This window comes from Marinobacter profundi (genome assembly GCF_002744715.1).
Lineage (GTDB): Bacteria > Pseudomonadota > Gammaproteobacteria > Pseudomonadales > Oleiphilaceae > Marinobacter > Marinobacter profundi.
The window spans coordinates 117,499-139,552 of sequence record NZ_KZ319370.1; the positions used below are offsets into that span (position 1 = coordinate 117,499).

At 60.2% G+C, this 22,054-nt stretch carries 19 protein-coding genes and 1 tRNA gene; 8 read left to right on the plus strand and 12 right to left on the minus strand.

Annotation, left to right across the window (positions count from 1 at the left end; translation table 11 throughout):
• Nucleotides 1–4: 4 nt before the first annotated feature.
• The 3 genes from yidD to rpmH are packed head-to-tail and all read right to left on the minus strand — an operon-like array spanning nucleotide 5 to nucleotide 855.
• The gene (yidD, locus tag CLH61_RS08550) at nucleotides 5–298 is read right to left on the minus strand and encodes a membrane protein insertion efficiency factor YidD (RefSeq protein ID WP_099614309.1); all 294 of its coding nucleotides are present in this window, start codon (nucleotides 296–298) and stop codon (nucleotides 5–7) included.
• Nucleotides 298–705, minus strand: coding sequence for a ribonuclease P protein component (gene rnpA, locus CLH61_RS08555; protein WP_099614310.1), 408 nt, complete (start codon nucleotides 703–705; stop codon nucleotides 298–300). Before rnpA ends, yidD begins: the two co-directional genes overlap by 1 nt.
• A 15-nt stretch (nucleotides 706–720) precedes the next feature.
• Entirely contained in the window at nucleotides 721–855 is a 135-nt protein-coding gene (gene rpmH, locus CLH61_RS08560) for a 50S ribosomal protein L34 (protein WP_099614311.1), read from the minus strand.
• Nucleotides 856–1,535: 680 nt separating this feature from the next.
• Between rpmH and dnaA the strand changes: the two genes are divergently transcribed.
• The 5 genes from dnaA (at nucleotide 1,536) to gyrB (ending at nucleotide 9,164) form a co-directional block, all read left to right on the plus strand.
• A complete protein-coding gene (dnaA, locus tag CLH61_RS08565) occupies nucleotides 1,536–2,984 on the plus strand; it encodes a chromosomal replication initiator protein DnaA (RefSeq protein WP_099614312.1) in 1,449 nt (482 codons plus the stop codon).
• 66 nt (nucleotides 2,985–3,050) lie between these two features.
• Entirely contained in the window at nucleotides 3,051–4,154 is a 1,104-nt protein-coding gene (gene dnaN, locus CLH61_RS08570) for a DNA polymerase III subunit beta (protein ID WP_099614313.1), read from the plus strand.
• Nucleotides 4,155–4,230: 76 nt separating this feature from the next.
• Entirely contained in the window at nucleotides 4,231–5,502 is a 1,272-nt protein-coding gene (locus tag CLH61_RS08575; protein WP_099614314.1) for an ABC1 kinase family protein, read from the plus strand.
• 82 nt (nucleotides 5,503–5,584) lie between these two features.
• The gene (gene recF / locus CLH61_RS08580) at nucleotides 5,585–6,724 is read left to right on the plus strand and encodes a DNA replication/repair protein RecF (RefSeq protein ID WP_099614315.1); all 1,140 of its coding nucleotides are present in this window, start codon (nucleotides 5,585–5,587) and stop codon (nucleotides 6,722–6,724) included.
• Nucleotides 6,725–6,749: 25 nt separating this feature from the next.
• Nucleotides 6,750–9,164, plus strand: a complete 2,415-nt coding sequence (gyrB, locus tag CLH61_RS08585; RefSeq protein ID WP_099614316.1) for a DNA topoisomerase (ATP-hydrolyzing) subunit B — start codon at nucleotides 6,750–6,752, stop codon at nucleotides 9,162–9,164.
• A 135-nt stretch (nucleotides 9,165–9,299) separates the two neighbouring features.
• Here gyrB and CLH61_RS08590 read toward each other — a convergent pair whose 3' ends face one another.
• From CLH61_RS08590 to def, 9 genes are all read right to left on the minus strand, one after another.
• Entirely contained in the window at nucleotides 9,300–10,064 is a 765-nt protein-coding gene (locus tag CLH61_RS08590) for a VC0807 family protein (RefSeq protein WP_099614317.1), read from the minus strand.
• Nucleotides 10,065–10,347: 283 nt separating this feature from the next.
• Nucleotides 10,348–10,424, minus strand: a tRNA-Pro gene (locus tag CLH61_RS08595).
• Nucleotides 10,425–10,459: 35 nt separating this feature from the next.
• Entirely contained in the window at nucleotides 10,460–11,011 is a 552-nt protein-coding gene (gene gmhB / locus CLH61_RS08600; protein WP_099614318.1) for a D-glycero-beta-D-manno-heptose 1,7-bisphosphate 7-phosphatase, read from the minus strand.
• A gap of 21 nt (nucleotides 11,012–11,032) precedes the next feature.
• On the minus strand, nucleotides 11,033–13,114 hold the full coding sequence (gene glyS / locus CLH61_RS08605) for a glycine--tRNA ligase subunit beta (protein WP_099614319.1): 2,082 nt from the start codon (nucleotides 13,112–13,114) through the stop codon (nucleotides 11,033–11,035).
• A 2-nt stretch (nucleotides 13,115–13,116) separates the two neighbouring features.
• Nucleotides 13,117–14,106 (minus strand): glycine--tRNA ligase subunit alpha, encoded by a 990-nt coding sequence (gene glyQ, locus CLH61_RS08610; protein WP_228152602.1) that lies wholly within the window; start codon nucleotides 14,104–14,106, stop codon nucleotides 13,117–13,119.
• 173 nt (nucleotides 14,107–14,279) lie between these two features.
• Complete coding sequence (gene trkA, locus CLH61_RS08615) at nucleotides 14,280–15,683, minus strand: Trk system potassium transporter TrkA (RefSeq protein WP_099614321.1); 1,404 nt, start codon at nucleotides 15,681–15,683, stop codon at nucleotides 14,280–14,282.
• Nucleotides 15,680–16,981 carry a 16S rRNA (cytosine(967)-C(5))-methyltransferase RsmB gene (gene rsmB / locus CLH61_RS08620; RefSeq protein WP_099614322.1) on the minus strand — a complete coding sequence of 434 codons (1,302 nt, stop codon included), beginning with the start codon at nucleotides 16,979–16,981 and terminating at the stop codon, nucleotides 15,680–15,682. Before rsmB ends, trkA begins: the two co-directional genes overlap by 4 nt.
• Complete coding sequence (gene fmt, locus CLH61_RS08625) at nucleotides 16,982–17,917, minus strand: methionyl-tRNA formyltransferase (RefSeq protein WP_099614323.1); 936 nt, start codon at nucleotides 17,915–17,917, stop codon at nucleotides 16,982–16,984.
• A 92-nt stretch (nucleotides 17,918–18,009) separates the two neighbouring features.
• Nucleotides 18,010–18,513, minus strand: a complete 504-nt coding sequence (gene def, locus CLH61_RS08630; RefSeq protein ID WP_099614324.1) for a peptide deformylase — start codon at nucleotides 18,511–18,513, stop codon at nucleotides 18,010–18,012.
• 428 nt (nucleotides 18,514–18,941) lie between these two features.
• On the opposite strand from def, the gene CLH61_RS08635 reads away from it, so the two are divergent.
• The 3 genes from CLH61_RS08635 (at nucleotide 18,942) to CLH61_RS08650 (ending at nucleotide 22,047) form a co-directional block, all read left to right on the plus strand.
• A complete protein-coding gene (locus CLH61_RS08635; protein ID WP_099614325.1) occupies nucleotides 18,942–19,961 on the plus strand; it encodes a LysM peptidoglycan-binding domain-containing protein in 1,020 nt (339 codons plus the stop codon).
• Nucleotides 19,962–20,113: 152 nt separating this feature from the next.
• On the plus strand, nucleotides 20,114–21,424 hold the full coding sequence (dprA, locus tag CLH61_RS08640; protein ID WP_228152578.1) for a DNA-processing protein DprA: 1,311 nt from the start codon (nucleotides 20,114–20,116) through the stop codon (nucleotides 21,422–21,424).
• Nucleotides 21,425–21,471: 47 nt separating this feature from the next.
• Complete coding sequence (locus CLH61_RS08650; RefSeq protein ID WP_099614326.1) at nucleotides 21,472–22,047, plus strand: L-threonylcarbamoyladenylate synthase type 1 TsaC; 576 nt, start codon at nucleotides 21,472–21,474, stop codon at nucleotides 22,045–22,047.
• Nucleotides 22,048–22,054 lie beyond the last annotated feature (7 nt).

Sequence of the window (22,054 nt, forward strand, 5' to 3'; positions counted from 1 at the left end):
AGACTCAGTGTGTTGTCTGGTTGGAGTTGGGTGATTGGCTATCCGGTTGACAGCAAATGGCAGAGCGAGGCTGGTTGCTGTTTTCGGTGCCCGGAACCGGATCATACCCGCCTTCTGCCCAAGGATGACACCTTAGCAGGCGTCTTGAGGCCAGAAAAAGTCCCTTGAGCGCACCGTGGCGGGTAATGGCTTCAACGGCGTATTGGGAGCAGGTGGGGTAATGACGGCAATGACTGGCCATCAGCGGGCTGATTGCGTATTGGTAGAAACGGATCGGAAGGAGCAATAGCTTGCGCATTAGCCGGTTCCTTTACCGTCGGGCGATGCTGCCGCTGGTGATGACAGTGAACCCTGCGCTGATTTGGTTTTCAGTCGTCGCCAGATATCCTGAAGCAGGTTCCGGACCTTGGCGTTATCCAATGAAGCGAGGCCCTGCCGGCCAAGTACCACAATGTCCATGGCGGGCAGGTCTTGCTCCAGCCGGAATGTTTCGCGTACCTGACGCTTGATGCGGTTACGTTGTACCGCATGCTTCAGGTTCTTCTTGGCAAACACCAGACCAACCCTGGGGTGGCCCAAATCATTGGGTGTTGCCAGAATCAGAAAATGCCGGTGTGGAACCCGGACGCGAACATCATTGAAGACTTTGCCGTAATCCCGGGACTTGAGCAGCCGCGAGGATTTTGGAAAGGTCAAAGCCTTCATCAGGCTGACCAGGTCTTATGCGCAGAGACGGGCACGACCCTTGGCACGACGACGGGCCAGAACCTTGCGGCCGTTCGCAGTGGCCATACGGGCACGGAAACCGTGAACGCGCTTACGCTTCAGTACGCTTGGTTGAAACGTTCTTTTCATGGTGACTATCTCACATTACGTAGGGTGGACATTCATGGGTTGGCTGGAAAATGTACAGCCAAAACAGGTGCGGCATTCTATGCAAACTGGCTGCAGATTTCAATGCTTTTCCAGTAGGCCAAAATGCTTATGGCCGGTTAGCGGATGCGGACCGGCCTCCGGCCAGGTCGGATCTGCCGCTGTTATACGTTGGCTAATTAAAGTCAGTAAGGTCTTTTAAGTTTTTTAAAGAATTCTATTACTACTGTTATTAGGGGAGTCATTAACTGTGGAAAGGTTCCTTTTCAATAAACTATTCAATGAGCTATCCACTTTATAAACAGGTAGACAGGTGCCATTGAGCGCTGTGGATAACTGAATGGCGGATTGTGGGTAAAGTGGTTTCCGGACGGGATGGAGAGTTATCCCCATGTCGGCCGGTGAGTTAAACACAGGGCTTGGAGTGGTCTGCACACAAGGGGGTGTGGGTAACTTGGTCGGTAAGTAATTTCTGTACACAAGGCTGTAGGTAAGTCCGTAACAATATGAATCATAAACAGATAACTTTCCACAGGCTGTTTATGACCCGGCTTTTCCCCTTTTACTCGGGGGTCCCGCAAGGTAGAATCCGAGGTCATCTCTTCACCGGGTTCACAAGATCCGGACACGAGGAATATCCATGACATCGGAGGCAGGCTGTCGTGCCGCAGACCATTTGGCATCAATGTCTAGAAGTACTCCGGGATGAGTTTCCCGCCCAGCAGTTCAATACCTGGTTGAGGCCGCTGCAGTCGGACCAGCGCGAGGATCAGCTGATGCTGTTTGCGCCGAACCGGTTTGTGATGGACTGGGTTAATGAAAAGTACCTGCGGCGTATCGAGGAAGTGCTCAAGGATCTTCATGGCGGGCAGGCTCCGCGGGTCAATATGAAGGTGGGTTCGGCTCCGAGGGCGGGCGAACCGGTGGTGCGGGCAACCGATTCGGCCCAGGGCCGCCCCGGGGTGCACGATGAGTCGGGCAGCCGGGTGACCGACGAGGAAAAGGGTGTTGCGGCGACGGTGGTCGACACGGTTCCCAAGGCTGCCCAGACCGCGCGCAGGTCGGTGCAGGTGGAAGGTGACATCAAGCACCAGAGCTTTCTGAACGAAGGGTTTACCTTCGATACGTTTGTCGAGGGTAAGTCGAACCAGCTGGCGCGGGCGGCGTCGATGCAGGTTGCGGAGAATCCGGGTGGTGCCTACAACCCGTTGTTTCTCTATGGTGGCGTCGGTTTGGGCAAGACCCACCTGATGCACGCGATCGGTAATGAGATCGTGCGACGGAATCCCCGTGCCAAGGTGGCCTATCTGCGTTCAGAGCGGTTTGTGGCGGATATGGTCAAGGCACTGCAGCTGAACGCGATCAACGAATTCAAGCGTTATTACCGCTCGGTCGACGCGCTGTTGATCGACGACATTCAGTTCTTCGCCCGTAAGGAGCGTTCCCAGGAGGAGTTTTTCCACACCTTCAATGCGTTGCTTGAAGGGGGACAGCAGGTGATCGTGACCTGTGACCGGTTTCCGAAGGAAATTGTCGACATGGAAGAGCGCCTCAAGTCCCGGTTTGGCTGGGGACTGACAGTGATGGTGGAGCCACCGGAGCTGGAAACCCGGGTGGCGATCCTGATGAAGAAAGCGGAACAGGCGAATGTTCGGCTGACCAGTGAAGCGGCGTTTTTTATTGCCCAGAAGATCCGCTCCAACGTAAGGGAGCTCGAAGGGGCACTGCGTCTGGTGATAGCGAATGCTCACTTCACCGGTTCCGAGATCACCCCGCCGTTTATTCGCGAGAGCCTGAAGGACCTGCTTGCGCTGCATGAGAAGCAGGTCAGCATCGATAATATCCAGCGCACCGTGGCCGAGTATTACAAGATTAAGGTGGCGGATCTGTTATCGAAGCGGCGGACCCGCACGGTCACCCGGCCGAGGCAGGTAGCTATGGCACTGGCAAAGGAACTGACGAATCACAGCCTGCCGGAAATCGGTGACGCCTTCGGGGGCCGTGATCACACCACGGTTTTGCATGCTTGCAAGAAAATCGTCGAACTTCAGGAAAATGATCCGAATATTCGCGAAGATTACCAGAACTTCATGCGGTTACTCACAACCTGACGAACCGCGAAACGCGCAGTTACCCTTAGCCCCATTCATCCAACTGACAAGAAATTGCCGAGTGCCATGAAACTGACAATCAGCCGAGAAGCGCTACTTACTCCGTTACAGTCCATTGCCGGTGTCGTTGAGCGTAAACAGACCATGCCGGTGCTGTCGAACGTGTTGCTGGTGGCGGAGGACAATACCCTCACCCTGACCGGCACCAATATGGAAGTGGAACTGGTGGGCCGGGTCGTTCCGGTGCATGTGGACCAACCCGGTAGGATTACCGTCCCGGCGCGCAAGTTGTCGGATATCTGCCGCGCGTTGGGCGACGAGGCGCCGATAGAGCTGGGGCTGGAAGGAGACCGGCTGCACCTGCGCTGTGGCGCCAGTCATTTTACCCTGTCCACCTTGCCTGCCGAGCATTTTCCCAACGTTGAGGACGAAGCGGCGAGTTTCCGGTTGGAGTTGCCGCAGAAAGAACTGAGTCGGATGCTGGATGCCACCGCATTCGCCATGGCGCAGCAGGATGTGCGGTACTACCTGAACGGTCTGTTGCTGGAGGTGGATACCGGTCATGTGCGTACGGTGGCGACCGATGGCCATCGGCTGGCCATGGCCCAGCATGACCTGGCCACTGGTAGCGAGTCCCTGCGGCAGGTGATCGTGCCCCGTAAGGGGGTGCTGGAACTGGCGCGGTTGCTGGACGACGTGGAAACCCCGGTGACGCTGGTGATTGGTGACAATCACCTGCGCGCCACGGTGGGTTCATACACCTTTACCTCGAAGCTCATCGAGGGCAAGTTCCCCGACTATAACCGGGTAATCCCCAGGGGCGGGGACAAAGTGGTGCTGGCCGATCGCGCCACGCTGAAGAACACCCTGCAACGGGCGGGTATCCTGTCGCACGAGAATATTCGGGGGGTACGGCTGAACCTGTCGGCGAATCAACTGCAGGTGTTCGCCAATAACCCGGACCAGGAACAGGCCGAAGACGCGCTGCCGGTGGAGTATCAGGGCGAATCCCTGCAGATTGGCTTTAATGTAGGCTATCTGGTGGATGTGCTGAATGCGCTGGAAGAGGAACAGGTCAAACTGACGCTGGCTAACCCCAACAGCAGTGCATTGATTGAAGCACCGAATGATAACCGCTGCCTCTATGTGGTCATGCCGATGCGACTCTGAGGGTCGCACGGGTATGGGCAAGGCCACGGCTGGCAGCTCATCGGAAATCAGGATGAATGTGGGAAGGAAGGCGATCATGACGGCAGTAACGAACGGTATCAAGGGCGCGTTCAGGATCGGGCAGACGCTGGCGGTGCTGGGGCGTACCGGTCTGAACTGGGCACGGGGGGATCGGCCCCCTGCTCCGCGTTTGTTGCGGCAAACGTTTGAATCACTCGGGGCGACCTATATAAAACTGGGGCAGTTTATTGCCAGCTCGCCTACCTTCTTTCCCAAGGAATACGTCGAAGAATTCCAGTATTGTCTTGATAAGACGCCGAGCCTGCCGTTCAGCGTGATTCGCAAGATTATCCGGGACGAGTTGGGCCGGCCGATCGAAGAGGTGTTTGCGGAGATCGATCCGGTCGCGCTGGCGTCGGCATCGATTGCCCAGGTTCATGCCGCGAAGCTGGTTTCCGGTGAAGACGTGGTGATCAAGGTTCAGAAGCCGGGGGTGGAAAACATCCTGCTCACGGACCTGAACTTCCTGTATCTGGCGGCGCGGATTCTTGAAACCCTGGCGCCGAAGTTGTCGTGGACGTCGCTGTCCGGGATCGTCGAGGAGATTCAGCGTACGATGATGGAGGAGTGCGACTTCATCAAGGAAGCCAACAACCTCAAGGTGTTCCGTACTTTCCTCCTCGATACCCATAACGACGAGGCGACGGTGCCCAGGGTGTATGAACACTGCAGTTCGCGGCGGATTCTGACCATGGAGCGGTTCTACGGGGTTCCGCTGACCGATCTGGAAAGCATTCGCGGTTATGCCCGGGATCCCGAGCGCACGCTGATTACCGCGATGAATACCTGGTTTGCCAGCCTGACCAAGTGCGAATTTTTCCATGCGGACGTACATGCCGGCAACCTGATGGTTTTGCAGGACGGCCGGGTCGGGTTTATTGATTTCGGGATCGTTGGCCGGATCCGCCCGGATACCTGGCAGGCAGTGAGCGATTTCATCTCCGCGGTGATGGTGGGTAACTTCGAGGGGATGGCGGATGCCATGACCCGGATCGGTATTACCCGGGAATCGGTGGTGGTCAGTGCGCTCGCCAACGACTTGCGAACGCTGTATCAGCAAATGGACCGCATGGTGCCCGACCATGTGCCCTATGAGGCGGATCAGGCGGAAGATGATGTCAACAGTATCCTGATGGATATGGTGCGGGTGGGCGAAAGTCATGGCCTGCATTTCCCCCGGGAGTTTGCGTTGTTGCTGAAGCAGTTTTTGTATTTTGACCGCTATGTCCACATTCTGGCGCCGGAGATGGATGTGTTCATGGATGAAAGGCTCACCATGTTGCACTGATCTTCTGTACACTAAAGCAGCGGCCCGGAGTGTTCCGGCCCGCTGCTTTTTTTTTGTCCTTTCTGTTTTCCATTGAGATGCTATGGCACTGGTAAAACTGCAGACGGAACATTTCCGGAATCTTGTCGATGCGCCAGTGTGGTTCTCCCCTTCTTTCAATCTGTTGTTCGGTGAGAATGGCAGTGGCAAGTCCAGCGTGCTGGAAGCCATTGGTTATCTGGGGCTCGGTCGTTCCTTTCGGGTAAATCGCCATCAGGCAGTTTGTCAGCACGGTCATCAGAACTTTACGGTTTTCGGTGGGTTGGATGGCGGCCTCGGTGGTAGCCTGGCTGGAAGGTTGCCGGTCAGCGCGCAGCCGGAACTGGTGCACCGACTCGGTATCGGCCGCAACCTGGCGAGCAAGGAAACAACCCTGCGGGTGGATGGCGAAGCCGTGCGTAATCTGTCGGTGCTGGCCCGGCATCTTCCGGTATCGGTGATTGATCCGGGCGTTTTTGAGATTGTTGCTGGCGGCCCGGGTAAGCGACGGCAGTTTCTGGATTGGGCAGTGTTCCACGTGGAACCTGAATTCTCGTCGGTGTGGCAACAGTGTCAGCGGGTGATATCTCAGCGGAATCAAACGCTGAGAAATGGTAGACTAGACGAGGCTCTGATCCGGGTCTGGGACAGGCAGTACGAGGTTCTGGCAACCCGGGTGAATGAGGCTCGCCAGGCAGCGTTCGAGCTCTTTCGGCAGGCATTTGACCGCTTGCTGACAGAGGTTCCGACACCCTGGACAGCGGGACTGAAGATGGATCTGGCGCCGGGCTGGGACACCAGTCAGCCCTTGGCCGAGCTTCTTGCAAACCATCGCGAACAGGAAATGCGGATGGGCCATACGCTTTATGGTCCCAACCGCGCCGATATCCGCATGCGTTTTCAGGGCCGCCCGGTGGCTGAAACCTTTTCCCGAGGCCAACAGAAGACCCTGGTCATTTTGATGAAAATTGCCCAAGGCATCGTGCTTAACCGACTTGGCAAGCAGGTGACCTTCCTGCTGGACGATATCAACGCCGAGCTGGATGTGGGGCACAGGGCCATGCTGGCCCAGAAACTTTATGAATTGCGGTGTCAGGTGTTCATGACATCGATTGAAAAGCCGCAGCCGCAGGATTTGTGGCCGGGCACCGTACCGGAGTACCGGATGTTCCACGTGGAACATGGCGGCTTAACGGAAGAATAGACACCTGCGCTTCAGGAGCGTCCTAATGAGTGAATCGAGTTACAACTCCTCCAGTATCAAAGTCCTGAAAGGCCTTGATGCCGTGCGTAAACGGCCGGGAATGTACATCGGGGATACCGATGATGGCACCGGCCTTCATCACATGGTCTTTGAAATCGTCGACAACTCCATTGACGAGGCGCTTGCTGGCTATTGCTCCGAAATCGGCGTCATCATCCATCCGGACGAGTCGGTCACCGTCAAGGACAATGGCCGGGGGATTCCGGTCGACCTGCACGAAGAGGAAGGTGTTTCCGCCGCCGAGGTCATCATGACCGTGCTCCACGCCGGAGGTAAGTTTGACGACAACACCTATAAGGTATCCGGTGGTTTGCACGGTGTGGGTGTGTCCGTGGTCAATGCGCTATCAGCTGCGCTGACCCTGACGATCCGCCGTGACGGCAAGGTCTGGGAGCAGGTTTACCACCACGGCGTGCCTCAGGCCCCGCTGAGCATGGTTGGTGACACCGATGCCAGTGGCACCAAGGTACATTTCATTCCGTCGCCGGAAACCTTCACCAACATCGAATTCCACTATGACATCCTGGCCAAGCGGTTGCGGGAACTGGCGTTCCTCAACAGCGGTGTACGCATTCGCCTGCAGGACGAGCGCAGTGGCAAGGAAGAAGTGTTCGAGTACGAAGGCGGCTTGCGCGCTTTTGTTGAGCACCTCAATACCAACAAGACGCCGATCAACCGGGTGTTCCATTTTAACCGGGAACGGGAAGACGGTATTGCCGTCGAAGTGGCGATGCAGTGGAATGACGCCTTCCAGGAGAACATCTACTGCTTTACCAACAACATTCCCCAGCGCGACGGTGGCACCCACCTGGCGGGCTTCCGCGCTGCCCTCACCCGCTCGCTGAATAACTACATCGAGCATGAGGGTATTGGCAAGAAGTCGAAGGTTGCCACTTCGGGTGATGATGCCCGCGAGGGCCTGACTGCCATTGTCAGCGTCAAGGTACCGGATCCCAAGTTCTCCTCGCAGACCAAGGACAAGCTGGTTTCGTCCGAAGTCAAAACAGCGGTTGAACAGGAAATGTACCAGTCGTTTGCTGACTTCCTTCAGGAACAGCCCAATGAAGCGAAGCAGATCGTTAACAAGATGATCGAGGCAGCGCGGGCACGGGAAGCCGCCCGCAAGGCCCGTGATATGACCCGACGCAAGGGCGCGCTGGATATTGCAGGTTTGCCGGGCAAACTGGCAGACTGCCAGGAAAAGGACCCTGCCCTGTCCGAACTGTTCATAGTGGAGGGTGACTCCGCCGGCGGCAGTGCCAAGCAGGGCCGCGACCGCAAGACCCAGGCCATCCTGCCGCTGAAAGGCAAGATCCTCAACGTCGAGAAAGCCCGGTTTGACAAGATGCTGTCGTCAGCAGAAGTTGGCACATTGATTACCGCCCTGGGTTGTGGCATCGGCCGCGAGGAGTTCAATCCGGAGAAGCTCCGTTACCATTCCATCATCATCATGACGGATGCCGACGTGGATGGCTCCCACATCCGAACCCTGCTGCTGACCTTCCTGTTCCGCCAGATGCGGGAGATTATCGAGCGCGGTCATGTCTTCATTGCCATGCCGCCGCTGTACAAGGTCAAGCGGGGCAAGCAGGAACAGTACCTGAAGGACGAGAAGGCGAAGGAAGCCTACCTCACCCAGACGGCCCTTGAAGGCGCCCAGCTGTATGTGAATCCCGAGGCTCCGGCGATCAAGGATTCCGCCCTGGAAACCATGGTCAAGGACTACCAGGCGGTGATGGCGATGATTGACCGTCTGTCCCGTGCCTATCCGGCCAAGGTGCTGGAGCAGATGCTCCACAATGTGACCCTGAAGGCCGACGACCTCAAGAGCGAGGAAGCGGTTACCCGCTGGGTTGCCCGTCTGGGCGAGGGCCTGCATCTCGATACCCGTACCGGTACCAAATACACCTTCTCGGTCCAGAAGGATAGCGAGCGTAACCTGTATCTGCCGAAGGTGACCATCTACGTGCATGGCATTCCTCACGTCCACGTATTCGGCCATGAGTTCTTCGAGTCGTCCTCCTACGGCGCCATTGCGCGGATGGGTGAAACCCTGGAAGGCCTGATCGAGGATGGTGCCTATATCCAGCGTGGTGAGCGCAAGCAGGCCGTACTGTCCTTTGAAGGAGCCCTGGAATGGCTTATGAAGGAAGCGCAGCGGGGACTGAATATCCAGCGCTACAAAGGGCTGGGTGAAATGAACCCCGAACAGCTGTGGGAAACCACCATGGATCCGGAAACCCGTCGAATGATGAAGGTCACTATTGAGGACGCGATTGCAGCCGATCAGATCTTCACTACCCTCATGGGCGACGATGTGGAGCCCCGGCGGCAGTTTATCCAGACCAACGCGCTGTCGGTCACCAATCTGGACGTCTGAGCGGATCTCGCTGAACCGTCCACCCAACAGAAAAGGCGGCCATTAGGCCGCCTTTTTTATTTATAAATCAATAAGTTGATTTAGATGATTCCGGGGTGCCCGGCCTCAGGCTCCATTCGCCCCGGAACGCGAGCATTACTTGCTACCGGAGGCCCGGTCCGAAGGCTTGCTGGCTTCGTGTTCGTGAACCAGGTGGGCAGCCATCACGTCCTCAAGGCGGTAGCCGGTCAGCCGGCTGATGGTGCGCCACAGGTACCAGAAAATCGCGATCATCATCACCATCGAGGGAATGGCGATCATCGGGTAGCTCACCAGGGTCATCCGCCCCAGTTCCTCATTGAAGGCCTGGGTGCCCGAGGGGCTCACCACGATCCATTTCGCGAGCACGTAGTTCATGATTGAGGAAAACAGGAAGGTCGCGGCAAAAAAGTAGCTGGCATTCAGCAGCCTGGCTTCAAACTCCGCGACACAGCCCTTGGCCTCCAGAGAGGCATGAATCTTGTCCACATTGAGTACGCTGGGGTTGTACAACAGGGTGCGTACCAGCGGGTAGCGGGTGCGGGTCGACAGCAGCACCGCCAGGCCGATCACTGCGGGCACTGCGGCCTCCTTGATGGCCAGCCAGCGGGCATCCAGTTCCATCAGCCCGATACCACCGGTGAGGCCGACACTGATGACCCCCAGCACTGCGATAAAGTTGTACTTGCGATAACGCACCAGCTCGAACATTCCCCAGCCCAGGGGAAACGCCAGGCCGATCACCAGCGCCCAGGTATTACCGAGGAATTCGTCGCCACTCAGTTTCATCAGGATAACCGAGGGGATGACGATGCTCACCAGCAGGTCGATCCAGGGACGTGGCTTGTGGGTGGGCGTCTGTGCTTGCTGCGGGTTGGTCATTGGCTTGCCTGAAGTCGTGTAGTCAGCCCGGGCTGGCCGGACGCGGATACTGTTGGCAGTATACGATGAATAGGTGCCGAATCGAAGGTTCCGTCGTCCCATGCTCCGCCCCGGGGGGAACGGCAATCAGCGACCCACGGCTGACCGGGATTTGCTCAGAAATGCCGGAATGTTGAGTTGACCCAGGGAACAGGGTGACCAGCAGGTACTGTGAGGACCAGGGAGTGTAAATGAACAGGGAAAATAGACGAACAGGAAGTATCGGGAAATAACAGCGGGAAAATGGTCGGCGTGGCAGGACTTGAACCTGCGACCCCTTCGTCCCGAACGAAGTGCGCTACCAGACTGCGCCACACGCCGAATCACGGCACGAATTATACGGATTCCGCGCCCATTTACCAGCCCCCTGGCAATAAAATCCTGTCAGCAAAGCTACTAAGGTTATCGAATACCCGAACACCCGGCAGTGGCCGTTCGTTCAGGTGCTGTTCGGTCTCGGGACCGTTGCCGGTACGCACCAGAACCGCCTGACAGCCGGCCGCGAGGGCAGCTTCCAGATCCTTGCGACTGTCACCCACCATGATCGCGCCGTGCAATGAAGGCAGGTGGTAGTGGTCACGGATCTGTTCCAGCAACCCGGTCATCGGCTTGCGGCAGTCGCAGCCCTCATCCGGGTGGTGGGGGCAGAACGTGATGATGTCGATACAGCCGCCCTGCTGTTCCACCAGCGCTTCCAGCTTGTCGTGCATGGCGTCCAGTTCATCGGTACCGTAGTAGCCCCGGGCGATACCGGACTGGTTGGTGGCGATGGCGATACGGTGCCCGGCGTTACATAGCCGGGCAATGGCGTCGATGCTGCCCGGGAGCGGAATCCAGTCATCAGCGCAGCAGATGTAACTGCCATCGTACTCGTTGATGACCCCGTCGCGGTCAAGAATGATCAGCATCGGACGCCCGCCCGCAACCGATCAGCCCGAGGTTGGCAGGAGCGAAATGTCTGCCACTCTCAGGAACAGGTTGCGCAGCTGGTTCAGCAGTGCCAGACGATTGTTGCGGACGGCCTCGTCTTCGGCCATGACCATGACCTCGTCGAAGAAGCGATCCACCGGCTCTCGCAGATGGGCCAGCGAGCTCAGTGCCGCCCGGTAGTCGCCTTGCTCGAACAAGGGCAGTACCGTCCGGGCCTGCTCTTCCACCGTTGCGGCCAGCGTCTGTTCCGCCTTGTCCTGCAACAGGGCGGAATTGACGGCCTCGCCGACCTGCTCGCCACCCTGCTTGGTGAGGATGTTGGAGACGCGCTTGTTGGCACTGGCCAGCGCCTGTGCTTCCGGCAACTGACGGAAGGCTTCAACCGCCTTTACCCGGCGGTCGAAGTCCAGCGGCCGGGTTGGCCGGCGGGCGTGCACAGCCAGGTAGACTTCAGCTCCGATACCCTGTTCGTCGTAGTGGGCACGGAAGCGCTCCAGCATGTAATCGACCACCGTACTCGCGGTGTCCGGTTCGCTCAGCTGACTGAAGTTTTGCTCTGCCCATTCGCAGCAGGTCTGCAGGTCCAGCGGCAACTCACGCTCGATGATGATCCGCAGGACCCCGAGGGAGGCGCGGCGCAGGCCGAACGGATCCCGGGTCCCGGTCGGTGGCTGGCCGATGCCGAACAGACCCACCAGCGAGTCGAGCCGATCGGCAATCGCTACCGCGCACCCGGTCAGGGTGGTGGGCAGGTCATCACCGGCAAAGCGTGGCATGTACTGTTCGTTCAGGGCCTTGGCCACGTCATCGGCCTCGCCGTCATTATGGGCGTAGTACTGGCCCATGATGCCCTGCAGGTCGGTGAATTCCAGCACCATTTCGGTAACCAGGTCGGTCTTCGCCAACATGGCGGCACGTTCCGCCTGTGCCGGGTCGGAACCGATGGCGTTGGCAATCTTCCCGGCCAGCGCGGCAACCCGCACCGACTTGTCGTGGATGCTGCCGAGTTTCTCCTGGAACACGATCGGCTTGAGGGCGTCGATGCGGTCTTCCAGGCGGGTCTTGCGGTCGGTTTCGTAGAAGAACGCCGCGTCCGACAGCCGTGGCCGGATCACCTTCTCGTTACCGGCGACCACCTGGGCCGGGTCCTTGCTTTCAAGGTTGGCTACGGTAATGAACAGTGGCAGCATGCGGCCGTCCTGGTTCACCACGTGGAAATACTTCTGGTGCTCTTTCATCGACGAAATCAGCGCCTCGGCGGGCACTTCGAGGAAGCGTTCCTCAAACCGCCCCAGCAGCGGCACCGGCCACTCGTTCAGAGCGGTCACCTCGTCCAGCAGGTCTTCGTCGATCACTGCCCTGCCCTGGCCTTGCTGTTCGGCAATGGCCGCAACACCGGCGCGGATCAGTTCGCGGCGCTCGGCAAAGTCGGCAATGACGTGGCCTTCGTTCTTCAGCACCACCTCGTAGTCGTTCGGGGTCGGCACAATCAGCGCTTTCGGGCAATGGAAACGGTGGCCACGGGTGGTGTTACCCGGCGTCAGGCCCATGATCGGCGCCTCAATCACAGCATTGCCGTAGAGCATGATGACCCAGTGGACCGGCCGGACAAACTCGGTGCGGTAAGCTCCCCAGCGCATGCGCTTGGGAATCGGCAGCGCCGCCAGGGATTGCTCCACCAGTTCCGGCATCAGTTCGACGGTCGGCTTGCCCTTCTCCACCGTGCGGTAGACCACCCAGGCACCCTTGTCGGTTTCCAGGGTGTCGAGCTGATCCGGAGTGACCCCGAGGGAGGTGGCGAAGCCGGTCAGGGCTCGGGTCGGGTTGCCGGCGTCGTCAAAGGCGGCCTTCACTGCAGGTCCGCGTTTTTCAACCGGCTTGTCGGGCTGGGCATCGCTGAGGTTACGGATCCGCACCGCCAGCCGGCGGGGGGCGGCGAACGCCTCCACAGCACCATAACCGATGCCTGCCTCTTCCAGGCCTCTGACAATGCCCTGGGTGAAGGCATCGGATAGCGGCCGGAGGGCCTTGGGAGGCAGCTCTTCAGTGCCCAGTTCGACGAGAAAATCCTGTGTTGCCATGATTATGCGTTCCCCTGTTCCTGCTTGGCTTTCTTCGCCTTTTTGCCTTTACCCTTGCCATTGTCCTCGCCGTCGGTCGCGGTAGCGGCGATCACTTCCTGGCGCAGCGCGTCCGGCGCGAGCGGGAAGCCGAGTTTGCGGCGACTGTCGAAGTAGGCCTGGGCGACGGCGCGGGCCAGGGTGCGTACCCGCAGGATGAAGCGCTGGCGCTCGGTCACCGAGATGGCGTGGCGGGCATCCAGCAGGTTGAAGGTATGGGAGGCTTTGAGGACCTGCTCGTAGGCCGGTAGTGCCAGGCCGGCCTCGATCAGGCGGGCACTTTCGCGTTCGTAGACGTCAAAGCTGTGGAACAGGAACTCGGTGTCGGCGTGCTCGAAGTTGTAGGTGGACATCTCCACCTCCTGCTGGTGGAACACGTCGCCGTAGGTGACCACCCCGTCCGGGCCTTCGGTCCACACCAGGTCGTAGACGCTGTCGACGCCCTGCAGGTACATGGCAATCCGCTCCAGACCGTAAGTCAGCTCCCCGGTCACCGGGTAGCATTCCAGCCCGCCAACCTGCTGGAAGTAGGTAAACTGGGTGACTTCCATGCCGTTCAGCCAGATTTCCCAGCCCAGCCCCCAGGCGCCGAGCGTGGGGGATTCCCAGTTGTCTTCCACAAAGCGGATGTCGTGTACCAGCGGGTCCAGGCCCAGCGCACGCAGGGAATCCAGATACAGCTCCTGGATATTGTCCGGGGACGGTTTCAGTACCACCTGGAACTGGTAATAGTGCTGCAGGCGGTTGGGATTCTCGCCGTACCGGCCGTCGGTCGGCCGACGGCTGGGTTGTACATAGGCAGCATTCCAGGTTTCCGGACCGATTGCCCGCAGGAAAGTGGCGGGGTGGAAGGTACCGGCGCCCACTTCCATGTCCAGGGGCTGGAGTACCACGCAGCCGTGCTGCGCCCAGAAATTCTGCAGAGCCAGAATCAGACCCTGGAAGGTCTTAATGTCCGGCGCGGAGTTGTTGGTTGCCTTGTCTGTCACGACGTTTGCCTGCTGGTCAGTCTGTGTGTGGCGCCCCACCGGCGGCGGGGCACTCCGGAAATTTAAAACGCGCATTATACGCCGGCCGGCGCTGTATTTCTAAGTGCCGGCCGGAAGGTTGTCTGGTCCTGGGTCAATCAGAAGAAGGTCAGCCCCACCTGGAACAGCTTTTCGACCTCCCGGATGCGGGATTTGTCGACCAGGAACAGGATTACGTGATCGTCCGGCTGTACCCGCAGGTGATCATGGGCGATCAGCACTTCGTTGTGACGGACGATTGCCCCGATGGTGGTGCCCGACGGCAGGTTGATTTCATCCAGCCGTTTGCCAACCACTTTTGATGACCGGTGGTCGCCGTGAGCGATGGCTTCAATAGCCTCTGCCGCGCCCCTGCGTAGTGAGTGAACATTCACTACGTCGCCGCGACGGACGTGGGTAAGGAGACTGCCAATGGTGGTCTGTTCGGGGGAAATGGCCACATCGATGTCGCCGCCCTGGATCAGGTCCACGTAATCGGGGCTGTTGATCAGGGTCAGAACCTTGCGGGCGCCAAGCCGTTTCGCCAGCAGCGAGGCCATGATATTGGCTTCGTCATCATTGGTTACGGCACAGAACACGTCGGTGTTCTCGATGTTCTCTTCCAGCAGAATGTCCTTGTTGGCGGCATTGCCTTCCAGCACCACGGTTTTCTTCAGGTTTTCCGACAGCATCACGCAGCGTTCGTGATCGCGCTCCAGTACCTTGACCTGATACCGGTTCTCCAGGGAGTTGGCCAGCCGGTAGCCAATGTTGCCGCCCCCGCAGATAAAGATGCGCTTGTAGGGCTTTGCCAGCGGCTGCAGTTCACTCATCACCGAGCGGGTATGATCTGCCGCAGCGATGAAGAACACTTCGTCACCATCCTCAATCACCGTATCGCCCTGGGGCATGATGGCCCGGTCCTTCCTGAAGATGGCGGCAACCCGGGTATCAATCTTCGGCATGTGGCTGCGCAGGTAGGCCAGCTCGCGGCCAACCAGCGGTCCGCCCCGGGTGGCGCGGAGGGCCACCAGGCGCACCAGGCCGTTGGAAAATTCCAGGATCTGCAGGGCGCCGGGAAACTCGATCAGCCGGGTAATGTGCTGGGTAACCAAGTGTTCCGGGCTGATCAGGACGTCGATGGGAAAGCCCCGCAGGCTGTCGAGATCCTTTTCCTTGTCCCTCTGGTAAAACAGTTCCGACTTTGCCAGGTAGGCATTGGCCCGCACCCGGCAGATCGTGGTCGGTGTCTTGTGCAGCAACTTGGTGACCTGGCAGGCCACCATATTGGTTTCGTCGCTGTTGGTCACCGCAATCAGCATGTCAGCGTCTTCCGCGCCGGCCTGCCGCAGCACCGTCGGGTAGGAGGCCTTGCCGTGGACCGTGCGGATGTCCAGGCGGTCCTGCAATTCCCGCAGGCGGGCGCTGTCACTGTCGATAACGGTGATGTCGTTGGCTTCGTTGGCCAGGTTCTCCGCCAGGGTACCGCCGACCTGGCCGGCGCCGAGAATGAGGATCTTCATGAGTGGTCTTTCTCCAGCACGGCATAGAAGAACCCGTCATGGCTGACCGGGTCCGGTAACAGCTGTCGTCCTGCACCCATATCCCTGCCCCAGGGAACCTCGGGGCTGACCAGGACGGCACCGGTTTGCTGTTTGAGGAACCGTTGGATTATACGGTGATTCTCTTGGGGGAACACCGAGCAGGTCGCGTAAACCAGGCGCCCTCCCGGTTGCAGGATCCGCCACATCGCCGCCAGCAGGCCGAGCTGGATGGCCGCCAGTGGTACGATGTCCGATTCCCGCCGCAGCAGCTTGATGTCCGGATGGCGACGGATCACTCCGCTGGCACTACAGGGCACATCGAGCAGGATACGGTCGAACGGGGTGCCGTCCCACCACTGGTCGGTGGCTGCGGCATCCGCCTGTTTCAGCGTGGCGGTAAGATCCAGACGGTCAAGGTTCTCCCGGACCCGCGGCAGGCGGTCGGCAGATTCGTCGATGGCGACCACTTCCTGCAGGTCGTCGCAGGCCTCAAGGATGGCGCAGGTCTTGCCCCCGGGCGCTGCGCAGGCGTCCAGCACCCGTTGCCCCGGCGCCAGGTCGAGCAGCGTGGTGCACAACTGGGCGGCTTCGTCCTGCACGCTGACGGCGCCGTCGGCAAACCATGGCAGCCGGTCCACCGGCAGCGGACTGGCGAGCTGGATTCCATGGGGCGCAAAGCGGGTCGCGGTGGCCTCGATGCCGGCGTCCTGCAACTGGGCGAGGTAGTCATCGCGGCGGAAACGGCGGGCATTGACCCGCAGGGTCATCGGGGCCTGGGCGTTATTCGCCGCGAGGATTGCCTGCCAGTCATCTGGCCAGTTATGCCGCAGTTTTTCCACCATCCACGAGGGATGACTGAAGCGTGTCGGATCGTCGGCTGGCTCGGGCTGGCCTTCCCGCTCGGCCGCTCGCAGCACCCCGTTCACCAGTCCCGTCAGGTGCGGCTTGTCGAGTGCCCGGCAGGCCTCCACGGTTTCGTTGAGTACTGCGTAGCTGGGCTGCTCGCTGTAGCGTAACTGAAACAGCGCCACCAGCATCAACTGGTGGATGATGCGGTCGGGCTTGCGCAGGGGTTTGCTGAGCCGGTCGCGCAGCTCGGCGTCCAGCCGGTGGTACCAGCGACAACTGCCGTAACAGACTGCCTGCAACTGGGGGCGTTGCTCCGGCGCAACCTGGGTCAGCGCCGGCGGCAGACTCTGGGACAGCGACTGGCCGTTCTCGACCCCTTGCAGGACCCGGGCTGCGATTGCCCGCCATGGCTGGTTGCGTCCGTTCATTCAGTGCAGCTCCTGGCCGGGCAGCAGCAACTCGCGACCGCCATTGATCAGGTCATTGACGGTCTGGGCCCGGCTGCCGGGCAGCTGGAGCCGGGTGATCCGCAGGATGCCCTGGCCGCAGGCAACGTCGATACCGTCCCGTTCCCGCCGTACCACGGTGCCTGCTGGCTGCTCAACGGTGCCGTCAACTGCCGTTGCTCCATGAATGCGGATGCGTTGGTCGCCAAGGTCGGTAAAAGTGCCGGGCCAGGGATTGAACGCGCGGACCAGGCGGTCGATGCTGGTGGCATCCAGTTGCCAGTTGATGTGGCCTTCTTCCTTGGACAGCTTGTGGGCGTAACAGGCCAAACCGTCGTCTTGCGGTACGGGCTGCAGTTTGCCCTCTTCCAGTTGATCAAGGGCGTCAACAATGGCGGCGCCGCCAAGGATGGCCAGCCGGTCGTGCAGACTGCCGCCGGTATCCCCGGTGGCAATGGGTGTGGCACGCTTAAGCAGCATGTCGCCGGTGTCCAGCCCCTGGTCCATCTGCATGATGGTGATCCCGGTCTCCTGGTCGCCGGCGGCGATGGCACGCTGGATGGGCGCGGCTCCACGCCAGCGTGGCAACAGCGAGGCGTGGATGTTCAGGCAGCCAAAGCGGGGAATGTCCAGCACCGCCTGGGGCAGGATCAGGCCGTAAGCGGCAACAATCATGACATCGGCCTGCAGTGCCTGCAGCTCGTCCCGGGCTTCCGAGGTTTTCAGGGACTCGGGCTGGAACACCGGGATGCCGGCATCAAGGGCGACCTGTTTTACCGGGCTGGGCATCAGTTTGCGGCCGCGGCCGGCAGGCCGGTCAGGCTGGGTGTAGACGCCGACAATCTCGTGCCGGGTGTCCAGCAGGGCTTTCAGGGCGGTGGCGGCAAAATCCGGTGTTCCGGCAAAAACGAGTCGCACGGGTTGGTGGCCTCTGTTCCGTTCAATACGAAAAGACCGGGTGTTAACCCGGTCCGGAATGGGTGTCTGGCAGGTTCCTGCTCCGGCGGAGATCAGGCGCTCTGTTTGTGGAGCTTCTCCAGCTTCTTGCGAATCCGGTTGCGCTTGAGGGCGCTCAGGTAATCCACAAACAGCTTGCCGTTGAGGTGATCCATCTCGTGCTGGATACACACCGCCAGCAGGCCCCGGGCCTCCAGCTCGAAGGGCTTGCCGTCGCGGTCCAGGGCGCGGATCATGCAGTGCTCGATGCGCTCAACGTCCTCATAGAAGCCGGGTACCGACAGGCAGCCTTCCTGCATGGGCTCATAGTCGCCGTCGAGCACCTCGACCTGCGGGTTGATGAACACCCGCGGCTCGCTCTTGTCCTCGGACAGGTCCATGACAATGATCTGCTTGTGTACGTTGACCTGGGTGGCGGCGAGGCCAATGCCGGGCGCATCGTACATGGTCTCGAACATGTCGTCGATCAGGGTGCGGATGTCGTCCGTCACCTCAGCCACCGGTTTGGCGATGGTGCGGAGGCGGGGATCCGGGTATTCGAGAATTTCTAGTATCATAACGTTCGGATTCTGTAGTCTGTGGCGTCGGCAACACGGTTAATAGACAGCCCGGCTCCGGGTCGGTTCCCAAAATGCGACAGCGGTCTGCGCACGGCGGGTCATCGGAACATTATAGTAGAACCTGACCGTAACCCTTGACCGTAACCCCGGTGGCTAACCCGCCGGGTGAATAATCTGGGCGACGGGACCGGATTCAAGCGGATAGCCTTTATTGCCGGTATTATCCCTTAACTCGGTCATTGAGTACAAACTGATCAGTCCATAGCCTGAAACTACCGGTAACCGGGTAGAATTTACTGCAAGAACAAAAGATAACATCACAATTTGCGAGACATCTTCTATAGTAGAGTAACAAATAGCGCTATGCGGTCTGCATACCAAGAATACCAATTACCGATTAAGGCACGCGATCAAGGACTTAGACAATGAGGAAACTGCTGTACGCTCTGGCAGCTTGCATGCTGCTGTTAACTTCCTGGGCCCAGGCTGCCCCGGAACTGCGGTCCGATCATCCCGAGCGTTACACTGTCGTAAAGGGTGATACCCTGTGGGATATCTCATCCCGCTTTCTCAACAACCCGTGGTACTGGCCTGAAATCTGGCACGTCAATCCGCAGGTTCGCAATCCTCACCTGATCTATCCGGGGGATGTGCTTGCACTGGTATACATTGACGGCAAGCCGCGGGTGACCAAGGTCAGCCGTTCCAACGATGTGGTCCGGCTGTCGCCCCAGATTCGCTCCGAAGCGCTGGACACGCCGATTCCGGCAATTCCGCTGGATGCCATCAACAGCTTCCTGTCGGATACCCGGATTGTCGATCCGGCCGAGTTCGAAGGCGCCCCCTACGTGCTGGAAGGTGAGGACAGCCGCATCATCACCGGCGCCGGGGACCGGGTCTATGCCCGCGGCGAGAAGCCGGCGGACAAGGTGGGCGTGTTCCGCCGCAGCAAGAGCTTCATGGATCCGGACACCGGCGAATTCCTGGGCCTGGAAGCCCGCAGCATTGCCCGCGGCGAGATTCGTGCCGAGGATGGTGAAGTGCTGACTGTGGGCCTGACCCGCTCCAGCGAAGAAGTGCGGATTGGCGACCGTCTGCTGGTCAGTGAAGATCAGCCGATCAACGCCAGCTTCACTCCGAGTTCACCGGCGAGCGAAATTTCCGGAACCATGATTTCCGTGGAAGACGGTGTCAGCCAGATCGGCCAGTACGACGTGGTTGCGATCAACCGTGGTGAACGCGAGGGCCTGGTACCGGGCAACGTACTGGCGGTTTACCGCAGTGGCAACGTCGCACGTGATCCGGTCACCAACGAGGCGATTCAGCTGCCCTCCGAGCGCGCCGGCTTGCTGATGGTCTTCAAGACCTACGAGAAGATGAGCTACGGCCTGATTCTCAGCGCGACCCGTCCGCTGTCGCTGGGCGATACGGTCCGTAACCCCTGAGGCTGACATCCGGTCGTGTTGACCGGGTGAGCGCAAACGGGAGTCCGGCAGCCGCCGGCTCCCGTTTTTTTGTGGCATAATCTGCCGCTTCGTTCCCGCTGCCGCCATGGCAGGGTTCGCCAGGATGGCGACGTTCGACAAGGACTGTTTTGATGATCCCAGATACTCCCTGCCCGCCGCCGGGCGCCGATCTGTTCAGTTCCGCTACCGGAACCTGGCTATTACTGTCACGTTTGCCCCGTTTTCGCACCCGCCGGCGCCAGGCGGTGCTCGAGCAGTTTGGCAGCCTGCCTGCCCTGCTTGACCAGGGCTACGCCACGCTGCGGGCCGCCGGCCTGGAGCCGCAAACCTGCGATGCGGTGCGAGCCTGGCAGCAGCGGGATCTCGGCCATCCGCTGATTGCCGCAGTTGCCGCCATCCGCCAGGGCTGTATCGACCGGCAGATCGGGCTGATGACCTGGGACGATACCGACTACCCGGAACCCCTGCGTCACATCCACGATGCCCCGTTGCTGCTGTACCTGAAAGGCAACCGTGACCTGCTGGGCCTTGACCAGATCGGCATTGTCGGCAGCCGCAATGCCAGTCGAACCGGGCTTGACCATGCCCGTCGTTTTGCCGCCGCCCTCGGCGACGCAGGCTACCTCGTCACCAGCGGCCTCGCCCTCGGTGTCGACGGTGCCGCCCACGCCGGTGCCCTCGATGCCGGGCATCCGACGGTGGCGGTGATCGGTACCGGGGTGGATGTGCCCTACCCCCACCAGCACCGCGCCCTGGCCGAGCGCATCATCGCCAACGGCGTACTGGTATCGGAACTGCCGCCCGGTACCCGGCCCCGCGCGGCGCATTTTCCCCAGCGTAACCGGATAATCAGCGGACTCAGCCGTGGCGTGCTGGTGGTGGAGGCCGGGCTGAAAAGCGGTTCGCTGATTACCGCCCGCCTGGCGCTGGAACAGGGGCGTGAGGTGTTTGCCATTCCCGGTTCCCTGCACAATCCGCTGGCCCGGGGCTGTCATGACCTGATTCGCCAGGGTGCCCGGTTGGTGGAGACCGTCGCCGATATCAGCGAGGAGCTGGCGGGCTGGTGGTGCGCGGGAGAGCGGGCGGCAACGCCGGCGGAATTACGCCGCCGGCCGGCACCCCATACACCAGCACCCCTTGCACCAGCACCCCTTGCACCAGCAGCTCTTGCACCAGCACCCCGCAACGCCGCGCGATCACAACCCTGTGCACCGGTCGCCGTTGCTACCCCGCAGGTGCCGTCGCCCCCGGCCCTTGCTACGGCCAGTCTGGACAAGCGGGAAATCGCTGTGCTGGAGGCTTTAGGGTATGATCCGTTGTCAACGGATGATCTGTGTGCCGCCACCGGTCTGCCCCCGGCCCAGTTGATGCAGTCGTTGTTGCTGCTCGAGCTGCAGGGCCTGGTTGTCTCTGCTCCGGGGGGCTTTCAGCGTATGCCCTGATGGTGCGGCCGGTCATCACTTCCGATCTGAACAAGCCATGAGACACCATGACTGACACTGCTGCTGTACTGTCTGACTGGCAGTTACACTGTGCCCGGCGAACGGTTGCCGCCGGCGGTGTAATTGCCTATCCCACCGAGGCCGTCTGGGGCCTGGGGTGCGACCCCTGGAACCAGGCCGCGGTGGAGCGCATTCTGACGCTGAAACAGCGTCCGGTGGAAAAGGGCGTTATCCTGGTGGCGGCCTCGGTGGCGCAGGTCCGCTTTTTGCTGGATCCGCTGCCGGTTGCACTCCAGGAACAGGCCCTGCAGCACTGGCCGGGGCCGGTAACCTGCCTGTTGCCCGATATCCACCACCAGATTCCCCGCTGGGTGCGCGGTCGCCATGACTCGATTGCGGTGCGGGTGAGTGGCCATCCGGTAGTACGGGCGCTGTGCGAGGCGGTGGGCCATCCGCTGGTGTCCACCTCCTGTAATCCGGCTGGCCGGCCGCCTGCCCGGCATGCGTGGCAGGTTCGCAAGTATTTCGGCGACCAACTCGACTGGCTGGTGCCCGGTGCCCTTGGCGGCAACCGGCAGCCCAGCCGGATCCTCGATATCGCGACCGGCCAGCGCCTGCGTTAGCAACTAG